At 73.5% G+C, this 14,264-nt stretch carries 13 protein-coding genes and 1 pseudogene; 5 read left to right on the forward strand and 9 right to left on the reverse strand.

Going from position 1 to position 14,264, the window contains the following annotated elements; all coding sequences use genetic code 11:
* The first annotated feature begins 13 nt into the window (after nt 1-13).
* Nucleotides 14-835, forward strand: coding sequence for an S-methyl-5'-thioadenosine phosphorylase (locus AB0E19_RS23210; protein ID WP_362183321.1), 822 nt, complete (start codon nt 14-16; stop codon nt 833-835).
* 335 nt (nt 836-1,170) lie between these two features.
* On the opposite strand, the gene AB0E19_RS23215 is transcribed toward AB0E19_RS23210, so the two are convergent.
* From AB0E19_RS23215 to moaA, 5 genes are all read right to left on the reverse strand, one after another.
* Nucleotides 1,171-2,910 (reverse strand): FUSC family protein, encoded by a 1,740-nt coding sequence (locus AB0E19_RS23215; RefSeq protein ID WP_362183324.1) that lies wholly within the window; start codon nt 2,908-2,910, stop codon nt 1,171-1,173.
* Between the two features lie 70 nt (nt 2,911-2,980).
* Complete coding sequence (locus tag AB0E19_RS23220) at nt 2,981-3,427, reverse strand: molybdenum cofactor biosynthesis protein MoaE (RefSeq protein WP_362183327.1); 447 nt, start codon at nt 3,425-3,427, stop codon at nt 2,981-2,983.
* Nucleotides 3,428-3,480: 53 nt separating this feature from the next.
* A complete protein-coding gene (locus AB0E19_RS23225; RefSeq protein WP_362183330.1) occupies nt 3,481-3,777 on the reverse strand; it encodes a MoaD/ThiS family protein in 297 nt (98 codons plus the stop codon).
* Nucleotides 3,774-4,973, reverse strand: a complete 1,200-nt coding sequence (locus AB0E19_RS23230) for a molybdopterin molybdotransferase MoeA (protein ID WP_362183333.1) — start codon at nt 4,971-4,973, stop codon at nt 3,774-3,776. Before AB0E19_RS23230 ends, AB0E19_RS23225 begins: the two co-directional genes overlap by 4 nt.
* 368 nt (nt 4,974-5,341) lie before the next feature.
* The gene (gene moaA / locus AB0E19_RS23235) at nt 5,342-6,364 is read right to left on the reverse strand and encodes a GTP 3',8-cyclase MoaA (protein WP_362183336.1); all 1,023 of its coding nucleotides are present in this window, start codon (nt 6,362-6,364) and stop codon (nt 5,342-5,344) included.
* 476 nt (nt 6,365-6,840) lie between these two features.
* Here moaA and AB0E19_RS23240 point away from each other — a divergent pair, with 476 nt between their 5' ends.
* From AB0E19_RS23240 to AB0E19_RS23250, 3 genes are all read left to right on the forward strand, one after another.
* A complete protein-coding gene (locus tag AB0E19_RS23240; RefSeq protein WP_362183340.1) occupies nt 6,841-9,135 on the forward strand; it encodes an FdhF/YdeP family oxidoreductase in 2,295 nt (764 codons plus the stop codon).
* Between the two features lie 184 nt (nt 9,136-9,319).
* The gene (gene fdhD / locus AB0E19_RS23245; protein ID WP_362183343.1) at nt 9,320-10,156 is read left to right on the forward strand and encodes a formate dehydrogenase accessory sulfurtransferase FdhD; all 837 of its coding nucleotides are present in this window, start codon (nt 9,320-9,322) and stop codon (nt 10,154-10,156) included.
* Nucleotides 10,157-10,195: 39 nt separating this feature from the next.
* Entirely contained in the window at nt 10,196-10,483 is a 288-nt protein-coding gene (locus tag AB0E19_RS23250) for a LysR family transcriptional regulator (protein ID WP_362183346.1), read from the forward strand.
* Between the two features lie 137 nt (nt 10,484-10,620).
* On the opposite strand, the gene AB0E19_RS23255 is transcribed toward AB0E19_RS23250, so the two are convergent.
* The 3 genes and pseudogenes from AB0E19_RS23255 to AB0E19_RS23265 all read right to left on the reverse strand — a co-directional run bounded on the left by AB0E19_RS23255 (nt 10,621) and on the right by AB0E19_RS23265 (nt 12,386).
* On the reverse strand, nt 10,621-10,788 hold the full coding sequence (locus AB0E19_RS23255; RefSeq protein ID WP_362183349.1) for a hypothetical protein: 168 nt from the start codon (nt 10,786-10,788) through the stop codon (nt 10,621-10,623).
* A 3-nt stretch (nt 10,789-10,791) separates the two neighbouring features.
* Nucleotides 10,792-10,986 (reverse strand): annotated as a pseudogene (locus tag AB0E19_RS23260) (hypothetical protein); the annotation flags it as partial.
* 167 nt (nt 10,987-11,153) lie between these two features.
* A complete protein-coding gene (locus AB0E19_RS23265) occupies nt 11,154-12,386 on the reverse strand; it encodes a helix-turn-helix domain-containing protein (RefSeq protein ID WP_362183352.1) in 1,233 nt (410 codons plus the stop codon).
* A 178-nt stretch (nt 12,387-12,564) separates the two neighbouring features.
* On the opposite strand from AB0E19_RS23265, the gene AB0E19_RS23270 reads away from it, so the two are divergent.
* Entirely contained in the window at nt 12,565-13,263 is a 699-nt protein-coding gene (locus tag AB0E19_RS23270; protein ID WP_362183355.1) for a class I adenylate-forming enzyme family protein, read from the forward strand.
* Between the two features lie 504 nt (nt 13,264-13,767).
* Here the strand turns inward: AB0E19_RS23270 and AB0E19_RS23275 are convergent.
* A complete protein-coding gene (locus AB0E19_RS23275) occupies nt 13,768-14,256 on the reverse strand; it encodes an isochorismatase family protein (RefSeq protein WP_362183358.1) in 489 nt (162 codons plus the stop codon).
* Nucleotides 14,257-14,264: the final 8 nt, after the last annotated feature.

Here is a 14,264-nt window from a genome sequence, read left to right on the forward strand (position 1 = left end):
GAGACACGACACCATGGATGAACGACCCGGCGGGAACCCGACGGCCGACATCGCGATCATCGGCGGAAGCGGCTTCTACGAACTGCTGGATCCGGCCCGCCGCGTCGAGGTGACCACCCCGTACGGCCCGCCCTCCGCCGCCGTGACCCTCGGCACCGTGGACGGCCGCAGGGTGGCCTTCCTCCCCCGGCACGGAGCGACGCACGCCGTCCCCGCCCACCGCATCAACCACCGCGCCAACCTCTGGGCCCTCCGCTCCCTGGGCGTCCGGCAGATCCTCGCGCCCTGCGCCGTCGGATCCCTGCGCGACGACCTCGGCCCCGGCAGCGTGGTCGTCCCCGACCAGCTGGTCGACCGTACGACCGGGCGCGTGCAGACGTACTACGACCACGGCGCGGTGCACGTCTCCTTCGCGGACCCCTACTGCGAGAGGGGACGGACCGCCGTCCTCAAGGCGGGGAGCGACTGCGGGGACGAGGTCCACGACGGCGGGACGATGGTCGTCGTGGAGGGTCCCCGTTTCTCGACCCGGGCGGAGTCACGGTGGTTCGCCTCCGCGGGGTGGTCGCTGGTCAACATGACGGGGCACCCCGAGGCGGTGCTCGCACGGGAACTCGCGCTCTGCTACACCTCCGTCGCCCTGGTGACCGACTACGACGCCGGCGTGGAGCACGGCGAGGGCGTCTCACAGCACGAGGTGTTCGCGGCGTTCTCGGCGAACGTACGGCGACTGAAGGACCTCGTCCTCCACACCGTCCGGGGCATGGGGCCCGAGAGGGAGTGCGCCTGTTCCGCGGCGCTCGACGGCATGGAGCTGCCGTTCGAGCTGCCCTGAGGACGCTCGGCAGCGGCGCCACTCGCGAACCGACCGGGGAGAAGGCGCCGGCCGCGTCCCGTGCCTCGCTCGGGCCGTCGGTGTTCCTCACGGAGCGTGGCACGGGCCCCTGTGCCGCCGCGACCACGGGTCCGGCTGACCTCCACCAGGCCGGGCGGTGTGGGCCGCGACAGGTGGTTGAACTCCCAGGCTCATGACGTGCAGAAACCATGCCGCCGGTGAGGCGAAGCGGCCCGGCAGCGCCCGCCGGGGATGAGCCTTCCTGCGCACGCCGCGAGGGTGCGGCGCGGGTGGAGCGGCAGCCCGGGGCCGGGCGAGCGACGCGTTCCGCGGCCTCATCGGCCCCGTACGAACCGTTCGAGGAGGCCGTACGCGCGTTGCTCCGCGGCGGCCAGTTCCGCGGGGTCGATCTCGGCCGACCAGAGTTCGCCCGCCGCTGCGTCGTCGGCCTCGCGCAGTTCCACCACCGCAGCCGCCAGTCGCGACTGGACGTGCGGGAACCGTGCCGCGTCGAGGTCCGCGAGTACCCGCTCGGCCCGCTCCGACGCCTCGGCGCACTCGGTCAGGGCGCGCTCCGCCCGCAGCGCCGCCCGGTCGTGCACCACCAGGAGCGCACACAGCAGTGCGACGGCGATGCCGAGGAAGCTGGCCAGGGCACGGTCCTGTACGAGCGCCCCGGGCGGCGTGGGCGCGGCGAGTTCGGTGAGCACCAGCGCCAGCGGGGTGAGGAACACGACGCCGAGTCCGTAGTTGCGGGCCACGACGTACTCGAGGAGGAACTCCAGCAGCACGACCACCACGACGAGGACCAGGGGATCGGGACGTGCGGCCAGGATGCCGAGCGCGAGCAGCAGACCCGCGACCGTGCCCAGGGTGCGCTGCACGGCCCGCTGCGCCGCCGTGCGCACGTTGATCGAGTGCAGGACGGCCGAGGCGGAGACGGACGCCCAGTAGCCGTGGTCGAGTCCCAGGGCCAGGGCCGCCAGTCCGGCCACGCCCGTGCCGAGGACCATCCGCAGGGCGGGCACCAGGAGAACCGCCGCACGGGTGTGGGCGTGGCCGGTGAAGAGCTCCCACGCGCGCAGTTCGGCGGTGGGGCGGGCGGGAGCCGGTGCGGGGCCGGTGGCGGGGGCGGCGCCGGGGTCGGCGTCGCCGCGGGAGACGGCGGCCGCCCGCGACAGCTCCGAGAGATCGGGCTCCCCGGCCCGGCGGCCCACCAGAACGCGGACCTGGACACGCAGCCGCTCCGCCAGACCGGCGGGGTCGTCCGGCGGCCGGCGGGCCGAGCCGATCAGCAGCGACCAGGACAGATCGGCCACCCGGACACAGAGGTCGCCTCGGTCGTCGCGCTCGGCGGCCGTCGGAGGCAGCGTGCCGAGCGTCCGGTACGCCTGCAGCACGGTCGCGGTCGCCCGGTGCCGGGCCGCCCGACGGTCGTGACCGGCGGCGATCGCCGCCAGCAGGTCCGCCAGCTCGCGCAGCGCGGCGGCGACGGCGAGGCGCCGCGGGCGGTCCGGGTGCACGAGCCGGCCGGACACGCCGAGCAGCCAGGCCACGGCCGCGCCCAGCGCGGCCAGGCCGGTGTGCGGCAGTACGTCCGACGGGTCCGGTGAGCCGTTCGCCGCGACGGCGAAGGAGAACATCAGCAGGACGGCTCCGAGGCCTCGGAGCCGAGCCGCGTCGCAGGAGAACTTGGCGGCCCCGGCCACCAGGGCGGTCACCGTGACCACCAGCGCGGCGCCCGCCCCGCCATCCTGCGGCCGGGCCCAGGCGCCGAGCGCGGTGCCGCCGGCGACGCAGGCTGTCATCGCCACGGCGACCAGCGCGAGCACCCTGGCCCGCGGGCCGTACGGCAGGTTGCGGCCGAACGTGGTGGTGAAGGAGCCGAGCATCGCGTACACGGCCGCGTCGGCCCGGCCCGCCACGGCGAGCGGCACCGCGGGCAGGGCCGTCACCGCGGCCGCGCGCAGGGCGAAGGACAGGGCGCCGTCGACGCTCTGCAGGGCCAGGGCGCCGCGCGGGGAGAGCACGCGTCCCACGCGGGCGGCCGCCTGGCGCAGGGCGGGCCGGGTCACCGCTGCGCACAAGGGACGCAAGCGGGGCAGAGGCGGTGTGGACCGCCCAGGCGTGCGGCCCGGCGGGCAGTCAGCACGCTCCCACCCATTCCACCGCGCCGTCCGCGAAGACCTGTCGCTTCCAGATCGGTACCTCGTGCTTGAGGTCCTCCACCAGCCGCTCGCAGGCGGCGAACGCCTCCGCGCGATGCGGGCAGGAGACGGCCGCGAGGACGGCGATGTCCCCGACCACGAGTGGCCCCGTCCGGTGCACGGCCGCGAGCGCGCGGACCGGGAAGTCCGCGGCGGCCTTCTCGGCCACCCGGCGGAGCTCGTCCGCCGCGCGCGGGTGGGCGCTGTACTCCAGAGCGGTCACCGGTCGGCCGCCGTCGTGGTCGCGGACGGTGCCGACGAAGAGGACGGTTCCGCCGGCGGCGTCGTCGCCGACGGCCGCGTACACCTCGTCGAGGGAGAGCGGGGCGTCGCGGACGTCGAGCAGACGGATCGGGTCGGCGGGGGTGCCGGGGGAACTCGTCATGGTGCTGGTCCTGGGGAGAAGGCGGGCGGGACGGAGACAGGAGCGGGGCGGGGTCAGCCGCCGGCGAACGGGGGCAGGACTTCGACGGTGCCGCCGTCGGACAAGGAGACGGCCGCGTGGTCCCGGTGGCCGACCGGGTGGCCGTCCACGAGGAACGAGCAGTGGGCGAGGACGAGGGCGAAGCGGGGCCGGCCGGCGTGGCGCGACCGGGCCCCGGCCAGTGCGTCGGCGAGCGTGCCCGCCCGGTAGGGCTCCTGCGCGGTGCCGGCCTCGGCCTTCGCGGCCGCCCAGTAGCGGATGGTCCCGGCAGGGATCGGGGTGGTCTGCAGGGCGGTGCCTCCTGTGATCATGCCGAGGGTGCCTCCAGCACCTCGACCTCGGTCCCGGCGGGCACGCCGCCGGGCGGGACGACGGCGAGGCCGTCCGCGAAGGCCAGTCCGCGCAGCATCGCCGCCCCGTCGAACGGCAGCGGCTCCACCCGGTGCGTCGGCCGGCGCACCGGCAGCAGCCGGGTGCACCGAGGATGCCCCGGCAGGTCCGCAGCGGTCGGCAGCCGCAGCGGGACGGCGTCCGAGTGGCCACCCAGGCGGCGCAGTAGGGGTACGGCGAGGGTCGCCGTACCGGCCACGGCTGCCAGCGGGTTGCCGGGCAGGCCCACCAGGCGGCGGGACCGGCCGTCGGCTGCCGGCGGAAGTTCGGCGAGCACCATGGGGTGACCGGGCCGCACGGCGACGGAGTCGACGAGGAAGCGGGCACCGGCCTCGTCGAGGACGTCGTGCAGGAAGTCCACCGGACCGGCGGCGGTGCTGCCCGTGGTGACGACGACGTCGGCCGCGGAGTCGTGGACCGCCGCCCGCAGGAGCCCGAGGTCGTCCGAGACGAGACGTCGGCCGATCACCCGCGTGCCGCTGCCGCGCAGCCACGGCGGCAGGAGCGGTCCGAGCGCGTCACGCACCCGGCCGTCGCGCGGCATCCCCGTGTCGAGCAACTCGGAGCCGAGCACGAGCAGTTCCACCACCGGTCGGCGGTGCACGGTCAGCCGGTCGTAGCCGGCCGCAGCGGCCAGACCGAGGACGGCTGGGGTGACGGCCGCACCCGCGGGGAGCAGAGCCTCGCCCGTGCGGCACTCCTGGCCGCGCGGCCGGACGTCGCGGCCTTCGGGCAGCGGGCCCCTCCCTTCGTGCCGCAGCTCACCTCCGGCCGTGAGCTCGCCGTGTTCGCGGCGGAGCACGGCGCAGGCGCCGTCCGGCAGCGGGGCGCCGGTGGCGATGGCGACGGCGGTGCCGGGCGGCAGCGGCACGGCCGGCCCGCCCGCGAGGACGCGACCGGGGCGCAGCCGCCAGGGAGCGGCCCCGGCCACGGCCCAGCCGTCCATCGCCGAGGAGTCGAACGCCGGCAGGTCGGTGAGCGCGGTCAGCGGCTCGGCGAGGGCGTGACCGAGGGCCTCGGCGAGATCCAGGGTGACGGCGGGCAGCGTCTCCTCGACGCAGTCGCGCGCGATGTCCCGGGCACGCGTCCAGGACGTGGACGAGTCCGGGGCGGTCACGGCGTGCGTCCCGAGGCGTCGGCAGGGTCGGGGTGCGGTGCCGCCCGGCGTTCCGCCGGGGCTGTCGCCCCGCGGTCGGCCTCGGCGACCGCGGTCTCGCCGCCTCCTGCCCGTGCGGCGGCAGAGCCGACCGGGAAGGCCGTCACGGGGCGGCAGGGCGGGTCGCGCCGTGGGCGGCGAGCCCGGTCGTGTCGAGCCCGGTCGTGTCGAGCCCGGTCGTGTCGAGCAGGTTCGTGTCGAGCCCGGTCGTGTCGAGGGTTCGTGTCGAGCAGGACGTCGACGTCGAGGTCGACGCCCGGTTCCGCCTTCGCGGCGGTGATCCAGCGGCGCATGGTGCTCGCCTTCTCCTTCGTTCTGGTCGGGGTGCGTCAACCGCCGATGGCCGACATGGGGCGTTCCGGCCGGCGGAACCCGGCGCTGCCGATGGCGTGGCCGGGACCCTTTCCCGCGAGGGAGGTGCGCCAGGCGGCCTCCAGGGCCGGATCGTCCGCGCCGTTGCGGAGCAGTGCTCTCAGGTCGGACTCGTCCCGGGCGAAGAGGCACGTGCGCAGCTGGCCGTCGGCGGTGAGCCGGACCCGGTCGCAGGCGCCGCAGAACGGGCGGGTGACGCTGGCGATGACGCCGATCGTCGCGTCCGTGCCGTCGATGCGCCACTCCTCGGCGGGAGCGCTGTTCCGGCACTCGACCGGACTGAGGTCGTAGTGCTCGCGGAGGCGGTCGAGGATCTCCGCCGCGGTGACCATCCGGTCGCGGTCCCAGGCGCCCTGGGCGTCCAGCGGCATCGACTCGATGAACCGCATCCGATGGCCGTGCTCCAGGGCGAAGGCGGTGAGGTCGACGATCTCGTCGTCGTTGACCCCGCGCACCGGCACCGCGTTGATCTTCACGGGCGCGAGCCCCGCGTCCCGGGCGGCGCGCAGCCCCTCCAGGACGTCACCGATCCGGTCGCGCCGTGTGATCTCGGCGTACCGGTCGGCACGCAGGGTGTCCAGGCTGACGTTGACCCGGTCGAGCCCGGCCTCGCGCAGGGCGACGGCGCTGCGCGCCAGTCCGATGCCGTTGGTGGTCATCGACAGTGCGGGGGCCGCGTCCAGCCCGGCGAGGCGGGCGACGAGGCCGGGCAGTCCGCGCCGGAGCAGCGGTTCGCCGCCGGTCAGCCGTACCTGGGTGATCCCGAGCCGTTCGGTGGCGAGGCGGACCAGCCGTACCACCTCGTCGTCCGTGAGCACGTCGGGGCGCGGCAGCCAGTCGAGGCCCTCGGCGGGCATGCAGTACGTGCACCGGAGGTTGCACCGGTCGGTGAGGGACACCCGCAGGTCGGTGTGGACACGGCCGAACCGGTCCACCAGAGGGGCGGGGAGGGTGTCGGGGTCGGGGTGCGGGCGGGGCACGGCACTGCCCTCCTTCCTCTGCCGGGTGGCAGTCGTGCGGTGTGGGGCCGGGACGCGTGATGCGCCGTCGGACCGGGGATGCGCCGTCGGACCGGGGATGCGCCGGACTCCGACGCGCTTGCGGAAGACCCGGTGGGTCCGGTCCTGGGAAGAGCGCGACGAGCAGCGTCGCCACGGCGGCCGTCATCCGGCGCCTTTCTCGTCACGCTTCGAAGGACGCCCGCAACCTGCTCTCCCCTCACCGAAAACTCTCGGGGAATTCCCTTCGCACGTCAAAGAGGGATTCCCGATGACCTGATCGGCGACGCTTATGCCGACGCCTTGCGTGCCTTACATCCCTGGTCAGAGGCGACCGAACGGCGTGATAGGCGGCGCCTGTCACGCCATCGGATTCACCTCTTTGACAATGCGCCGGAATTATCGTGAAGCTGCTCCGGCAGCGCGATCCGGAGATTCTCAAAAGAGGCGAAAGAGATATGAGCACCAGCATCGAGGACCCGAGCGACGACCTGAAGGTCACCCCGCCCAAGACATGGGCGACGGGTCTTCCCGCGGTGACGCACGCGCTGGAGTACTCGCTGAGCCAGACGTCCCCGCGCCGCACCGCGCTGACGCTGCTGAACATCAACCAGCCCCAGGGCATCGACTGCCCGGGCTGCGCCTGGCCCGAGCCCAAGCCGGGCGAGCGCCACATGAACGAGTACTGCGAGAACGGCGCCAAGCACATCAACGACGAGGCGACCTCGCGCCGCGTCACCCGGGACTTCTTCCGCGAGCACTCGATAGCCGAGCTCGACGGGAAGTCCGACTACTGGCTCAACCAGCAGGGCCGGCTCACCGAGCCCATGGTCAAGCGCCCCGGCGCGACGCACTACGAGGCGATCGCCTGGGACGAGGCGTTCGGTCTGCTCGCCGCGGAGCTGAAGCGGCTGGACTCCCCGGACGAGGCCCTGTTCTACGTCTCCGGCCGGCTGAACAACGAGGCCGCCTTCCTCCTCCAGCTGTTCGCCCGCGCGTTCGGCACCAACAACCTGCCGGACTGCTCCAACATGTGCCACGAGTCGAGCGGCTCCGGGCTCGGCGAGACGCTCGGCATCGGCAAGGGCAGCGTCTCCCTGGACGACATCCACGACTCCGACCTGGTCTTCGTCGTGGGGCAGAACCCGGGCACCAACCATCCGCGCATGCTGTCCGCGCTGGAGGAGACCAAGCGCAACGGCGGCCAGGTCGTGGCGGTCAACACGCTGCCCGAGGCCGGACTGATGCGCTTCAAGCACCCCCAGAAGGCCCGCGGCATCCTCGGCCGGGGCACCCCGATCGCCGACCAGTTCCTGCACATCCGGGCCGGCGGCGACCTCGCCCTCTTCCAGGCCCTGAACCGGCTGCTCCTCGAAGCGGAGGACACCGCGCCCGGCACCGTCCTGGACCACGACTTCATCCGCTCCCACAGCACCGGGTTCGAGGAGTTCGCCGAGCACGCCCGGAAGGTCTCCTGGGACGACATCCTGGCGGCGACCGGCCTCGACCGCGGCGAGATCCAGGCGCTCTTCGAACGGGTCCTGGCGAGCAGGAGCGTCATCGTGTGCTGGGCGATGGGCGTCACCCAGCACAAGCACGGCGTCCCCACCATCCGCGAGATCGTCAACTTCCTGATGGCACGCGGCAACATCGGCCGGCCCGGCGCCGGCGTGTGCCCGGTGCGCGGCCACAGCAACGTGCAGGGCGACCGCACCATGGGCGTGTGGGAGCGGATGCCGCAGTCGTTCCTCGACGCCCTGGGCCGCGAGTTCGGCTTCACGCCGCCCGCGCACCACGGCCTGGACGCGGTGGACAGCATCCGGGCCATGCACGAGGGCCGTGCCAAGGTCTTCCTCGGCGTCGCCGGCAACTTCGTCCGGGCCACCCCCGACAGCGAGGTCACCGAGGAGGCGATGCGCGGCTGCCGGCTCACCGCCCACGTCTCGACCAAGCTCAACCGCTCCCACACGGTCTGCGGCGACACGGCGCTGATCCTGCCCACGCTCGGCCGCAGCGACCGGGACGTCCAGAACGGCGTCGAGCAGTTCGTGACCGTCGAGGACTCCATGAGCGAGGTCCACGCCTCCCGCGGAAAGCTGCCGCCCGCCTCGCCGCACCTGCTCAGCGAGGTGGCGATCGTCAGCCGGCTGGGCCGGGCCACCCTGGGCGACGATCCGTCCATCCCCTGGGAGGAGTTCGAGGCGGACTACGGGACCGTCCGCGACCGGATCTCCCGGGTCGTGCCCGGCTTCGAGGACTTCAACGCCCGGGTCGACGTGCCCGGTGGCTTCACCCTGCCCAACCCGGTGAACCACGGGGTCTTCCCCACGCCGAGCGGCAAGGCCGTCTTCACCCGCAACGCGTTCACGATGCCGGACATCCCGAAGGGGCACCTGCTGCTCCAGACCCTGCGGTCGCACGACCAGTGGAACACCGTCTGGTACGCGCCGAACGACCGATACCGCGGGATCCACGACGCCCGCCGGGTCGTCATGGTCAACCCCGCGGACCTGGCGGAACTCGGCCTCGCCGACCGCGACCTGGTGGACCTGGTGAGCGTCTGGCACGACGGCAGGGAGCGCCGCGCGGAGGGCTTCCGGATCGTCTCGTACCCGGCGAGCCGCGGCTCGGCGGCGGCGTACTACCCGGAGACCAACGTCCTCGTGCCGCTGGACAGCGTCGCAGACATCAGCAACTGCCCCACCTCGAAGGGCGTCCTGGTCCGGCTGGAGCCGTCCCGGGACACCCCGTGAGCCGGGAACTCGCCCCGGCGTCCCGGACCGAGGACCACTGGCCCGCCGTCCCGGCCGCGAACAGGCCGGGCAGGCGACGCGCGGTGCGGCCCGCGCCGGCGCTGTCGGCCGCGGGCCGCACGGTCGGCGCACGGCCACGCTCACCCGCACACCCACCCCCCGCCCGCGACGAGAGGAACGAACCATGGGCCGAGTGACCGCGCGGCGGCGTGTCCTGCGGATCCGGGAGGGCGTGCCCTCCCACCGCCCCGACACGCTGGCCGCCGAGGAGCCGATGGAGATCCGGGTCGGCGGGCGGCCGCTGACCGTGACGATGCGCACCCCGGGCGACGACTTCGACCTGGCGGCCGGGTTCCTGGTCGGCGAGGGCGTGGTGCACGCCGCCGCGGACGTCGCCGGGATCCGGTACTGCGCGGGCGCCACCGCCGACGGAGGCAACACGTACAACGTGGTGGACGTCGGTCTGGCCGCGGGTGTGGACGTCCCGGACGCCTCGCTGGAGCGGAACTTCTACACCACGTCGTCGTGCGGGCTGTGCGGCAAGGCCAGTCTGGACGCGGTCCGCACCACCGCCGCGTGGTCGGTGGCCGAGGATCCGCTGCGCGTCGGTCCCGCGCTGCTGACGGGCCTGCCGGACAAGCTGCGCGCGGCCCAGCGGGTGTTCGACACCACCGGCGGTCTGCACGCGGCCGGGCTGTTCGGCCCGGACGGCGAGCTGCTGTGCCTGCGGGAGGACGTCGGCCGGCACAACGCCGTCGACAAGGTCGTCGGCCACGCCCTGCGCGAGGGGCTGCTGCCGCTGCGCGGCACCGTTCTGATGGTCAGCGGCCGGGCCTCGTTCGAACTGGTGCAGAAGGCGGTGATGGCCGGCATCCCGATGCTGGCGGCGGTCTCCGCGCCGTCGTCGCTCGCCGTCGACCTCGCGGCGGAGAGCGGGCTGACCCTGGTCGGCTTCCTGCGCGGGGCGTCGATGAACGTCTACACGGGCGCGGAGCGGCTGGAACCGCTGGCCGTGGTCTGAGCCCGGCCGTCCGGGGTCCGGACGGCACGGCGACGCGACGTGGCGTTCCGACCTGCGGTCGCACGGGAGCATCATGTCGCCCGCGCCGCCCAGGCCCGTCACCTCGCCCAGCCCGCCCTGTCCGAGGCGATCCGGGAACTGGAGGACGAGCTCGACGTACCGCTGGATGCCGGGATCACGTACCTGCGCGGGCTTCTCGCCGAGGGCTTCCAGGAACCCTGGCGGCGCTCTTCGCCCGTGTCCGGGCGGGGCGATGGGCGGGCGTCGTCCCGCGTGCCTGGCTGCAGGTGCTCGGAGCTCCGTACGGAATGCGGGCGGTGCCCATGACGGAGCCCGACCGGACGGTGCCGGTCGGGCTCGTGGTCGCGGCCCGGGAGCCGGGCTCGGTCATGGCACGCCTCTCGTCGACGTCGCGCGCCGGAGGGGTGTGGCCGCCGCGCCGGCGTGGCTGCCTGCGAACCGAACTAGTCGTCCTGCCCGCCCGGTTCCGGAGGAAGACCTACTTCCTCGTGGTCCTCATCCAGGCGCTCTTCCAGTTCCTCCTCGTCCGGACGACGGGGCATTCCGCGCCCATGCCCGGTGTCAGGGTCGCCCTCGACCTCTTCGTTCGACTTGTGGTGGTGATGGGCCATCGGTCACTCCTTGCCGTCAGGGGCGTCGGTCGCCGCAGGTGCCTCATCGGCCTCGGGTGCCGTGCCGGCTTCGGCGCCGTCGTGATTGCGGATGGTGCGGTGGAGGGAGTCGTCGAGGACGTCGGCGACGATCGTGTCGCCGGGCTCTGCCTCGCCGTCGACGAGGAGGGAGGCGATGCGGTTGTCGAGTTCGGTCTCCTGCACGAGCGAGTGGGGGTCTCCTTCACTGAAACCCGAGGTCTGCCGCTCCGCAAACGGTGAGGTGCGCCGGGTGGCGGTGTCAGCCCGCCAGTCGGGACGGGAACTTCGGCGGGGAGACGGCAGGGCCGGCGGGCGACAGCACGCGAGGGGCGGGCTGGTCCGGGTCAGTGAGCAGCGGGTGGGGCCGGGTGGTCGTGGAGGAGGGCGGGGAGGACGCCGAGGGCGTCGAGGGCGATGGCGAGTTCGCCGATGACGAGGGGGTCTTCGAGGGATCCGCGCAGGTGCTCTTCCAGGCGGCGCATGCGGTAGCGGACGGTGTTGGGGTGGCAGTACAGGGCTTCGGCGGCGTCGGTGGCGGAGCCGTGGGCGCCGAGCCAGGCGGGAGCGGTGGCGAGCAGGGTGGTGCGTTCGTTGTCGGGCAGGCACAGCAGGCCGCCCAGGACGCGGTTGACGGCGCGCCGGGTGCTGTCGAGATTGGCCAGGACCAGGTCGGTGAGCGGGGTGTCGTCGAGTTGGCGCAGGCCGATCCCGTCGGGCGGCAGGGAGTCCAGGGCGACCTGGGCGTACCGCAGGGAGTGCCGGGTGTGGTCGAGAGTGAGGTACAGCGGACTGAGCCCGACGCGGGCGGTCGCCGTCGCGCGCAGGGCGTCGAGGACGGCACTCACCTTGCCGCGGGCCGGCAGCGACAGGATGCCGACCTCGCATCCCGGCTGGGGTCGCCAGGCACTGCCCACGTCCAGGGCGCGCAGCCGGTGCTGGAGCCCGGGCAGCGGCGGATCGCCGGGCCGGGTGGTCTCGGCGACGGCGACGAGGTACCGGCCCTGCGGGGGGAAGCCCAGCAGACGAGCGGTCTCCCACACTTCCTCGCCGTCCGTGCCGGTCCCGTCGAGCAGGGCGGCGACGAGCGCGGAGCGCCGCCGGTCGGCCTCCACCATCCGTTCGGCGGCGGCCTCCCGATAGGACTCGGTGAGCGCTGTCGAATAGGCCTCGGCCAACGCCCAGATCCGTGAGGCGGCGGCCAGCAGAGCCTGGGTGCCGTCCTCGCCGGAGGCGCGGGCCTGCATGAGGAGCTGCTCCCAGAAGTAGGCGAAACTGAGCCGGTAGACCCGCAGGACGTCTGCGAGCGGAGCGCCCTGCAGGGCGCGGGTGCGGCCTGTCTCGGTGGGGGCCGATACGTCGTGGGGCGCCATACCGTCGTCCGCCAGGTGCATGAGGATGAAGCCCACGCTTCCCCGCAGGCCCGCGCAGAGCGCCTCTCGGCTCACCGTCGGTCCCCGGTAGAAGGCGATCTCACGGACGGTCAGGTCGGCCATCTCGGAGACAACGCTCTCGATGCGGGCTTCGAGGGTCCGTACGACCTCGGTGAGCGGCGTCTGCGCTGTCTTCACGTCGTGCACGGGCCGAGCCTAGGTCACCGGCGAGGGTCGACAGGCCGGAACGGTGAGAGCGGACCGTCCAGCGGCGGCCGTTGTCCGTGGAGACAGGTAACGCTGTCTCCGGCGCCATAGATCCCGCGCCCCGTGCCCCGCGATGATCGGCGCAGGCGGGAGCCGCCGGGAAGGGACACAGGGAGCTATGGGAAATCTGGCCACGAACCTCCAGGACACCGTTGGGCAGTACCCTCTGCACCCGGCAGTCTGGTCGAACGGCGAACTGCTGTCCTACGGAGACCTGGACGATCTGTCCGGCCGGGTGGCAGGCGGGTTGCGTGCCCACGGCATTCGTGCCGGAGAGCGCGTCGCGCTCGTGCACGTGCCCGGCACCGCACTGCCCGTCCTTCTCTACGGGGTGCTGCGTATCGGCGCGGTGGCCGTCCTGCTGCCCGAAGGGCTGCCACCCGAGCAGGAGGACTTCCGGCTGCGCGCGTGCGGGGCCCGGATGGTGTTCGCCGCGGGGCGGGGGAAAGCCGAGGAGGAGAACGAGCCGCTGCGGATCGCTGTCGGCCCGGGCTTCCTGGACCAGGTGGCCTTCTGGCCCCTGGACGCGGAGATCGCCTACCGAGGCGACGGCGACCCCGCTGTCGTGCACCTCGATGCCGGTCCGGCCGAGCCCGTCGTCGTGGTGCTGGATCACGGCACGCTGCGCGCCCGTGCCTACGCCGACGCGACCGTCGCGGCGGGGGTCGCCCCCGGCGGCGTCGTGTACGGACGCTGCCCGTCCGAAGGATCCACGGGCGGGTTGTGCGGGCTGCACGCCACCGTCCTGGCCGGGGCGTGCCTGGTCGTCGTCGGTGCCACCGCCCGCCCCTGCCCGTGCTCGGACAGGCCCCGCTGACCGGTCGCCGAACCACCGGCATACGGGATCACACGACGTGTGAAGTGCCTCCTCGGGGTCCGCCGCCTACGTGGTCGCCGCGAGGTCCGGTCGTCGATGGCGGCGGACTCTTGCCCGGTACGACGTGAGGTGGCCGATGGCCGCGTGGAGTCGCTCCCGGTCGTCACGTTCCGCGATCCGTCAGAGGACGTCCTGCCGAGCCTGCGCCCGGGTTTCCCGGGCCGTCGTACCGATCTCTGCTTCCAGGACGGCGCAGAAGCTCTCACCGGAGGCGTTGTCGAAGCACGAGCCTGTTCGTCGAGGTGGCGGATCCTGGTGCGCGTGCTGGTGTGCCCGTACTGCCACCGCTGGAGTCGGCGGCCCCGGAAGGGGGCGCGGATCGTGTTGCCCGCACCCTGGCAGGTCTCGTCGGGTCAGCGGGTGAGCCGGCCTCTTCGCGCTCACGGCCCTCCCTGAGGCGGGACGAGCAGGGCGGCCGGTGATGGCGGACTCGGCCGGCCGGTGTCACGTGTAGTCGGCGGTCCTCTTCACCTCTCCGAATCGCGGGAAGACGCGCTCCACGGCGAAGTCGTGTTCGTCGGCGGCCAGTCCGGACATCGCATCGGCCACGAACTCCAGCTCGTAGCCGTGATCGGAGGCGGCCCGCGCGGTGGACTCGACGCCCATCGTGGTGACCAGTCCGGCGACCACCAGCGTGTCCACACCCAGACCGCGCAACCGTTCGTCGAGACCTGTGCCGTAGAAGGCGCCGATGGTGCGCTTGACCACCACGAGGTCGCCATGGTGTACGAGACCATCGGCGAAGTCGCTGCCCGGAGGCTGCTGGACGACACCCGGACGTTCCACCCGGACCAGCACCACAGGCCGCTCCCGTGAGCGAAACGCATCGGCCAACTCGCGGCTGCGTGCCAGTACTTCGCCACCGGAGTACGGGGCGAGGGGAAGAGCGACGATGCGCGGCATCAGGTCTATGAGGATCAGGGCAGAGTTCACAGCGGTGA

The sequence above is a fragment of the Streptomyces sp. NPDC047974 genome (assembly GCF_040653375.1).
Taxonomy (GTDB): Bacteria; Actinomycetota; Actinomycetes; order Streptomycetales; family Streptomycetaceae; genus Streptomyces.

Coding starts and splice junctions, on each gene's coding strand:
- AB0E19_RS23210 (WP_362183321.1), top strand. CDS start 14: ATGGATGAACGACCCGGCGGGAACCCGACGGCCGACATCGCGATCATC.
- AB0E19_RS23220 (WP_362183327.1), bottom strand. CDS start 3,427: ATGACGAGTTCCCCCGGCACCCCCGCCGACCCGATCCGTCTGCTCGAC.
- AB0E19_RS23225 (WP_362183330.1), bottom strand. CDS start 3,777: ATGATCACAGGAGGCACCGCCCTGCAGACCACCCCGATCCCTGCCGGG.
- AB0E19_RS23240 (WP_362183340.1), top strand. CDS start 6,841: ATGAGCACCAGCATCGAGGACCCGAGCGACGACCTGAAGGTCACCCCG.
- fdhD (WP_362183343.1), top strand. CDS start 9,320: ATGGGCCGAGTGACCGCGCGGCGGCGTGTCCTGCGGATCCGGGAGGGC.
- AB0E19_RS23255 (WP_362183349.1), bottom strand. CDS start 10,788: ATGGCCCATCACCACCACAAGTCGAACGAAGAGGTCGAGGGCGACCCT.
- AB0E19_RS23270 (WP_362183355.1), top strand. CDS start 12,565: ATGGGAAATCTGGCCACGAACCTCCAGGACACCGTTGGGCAGTACCCT.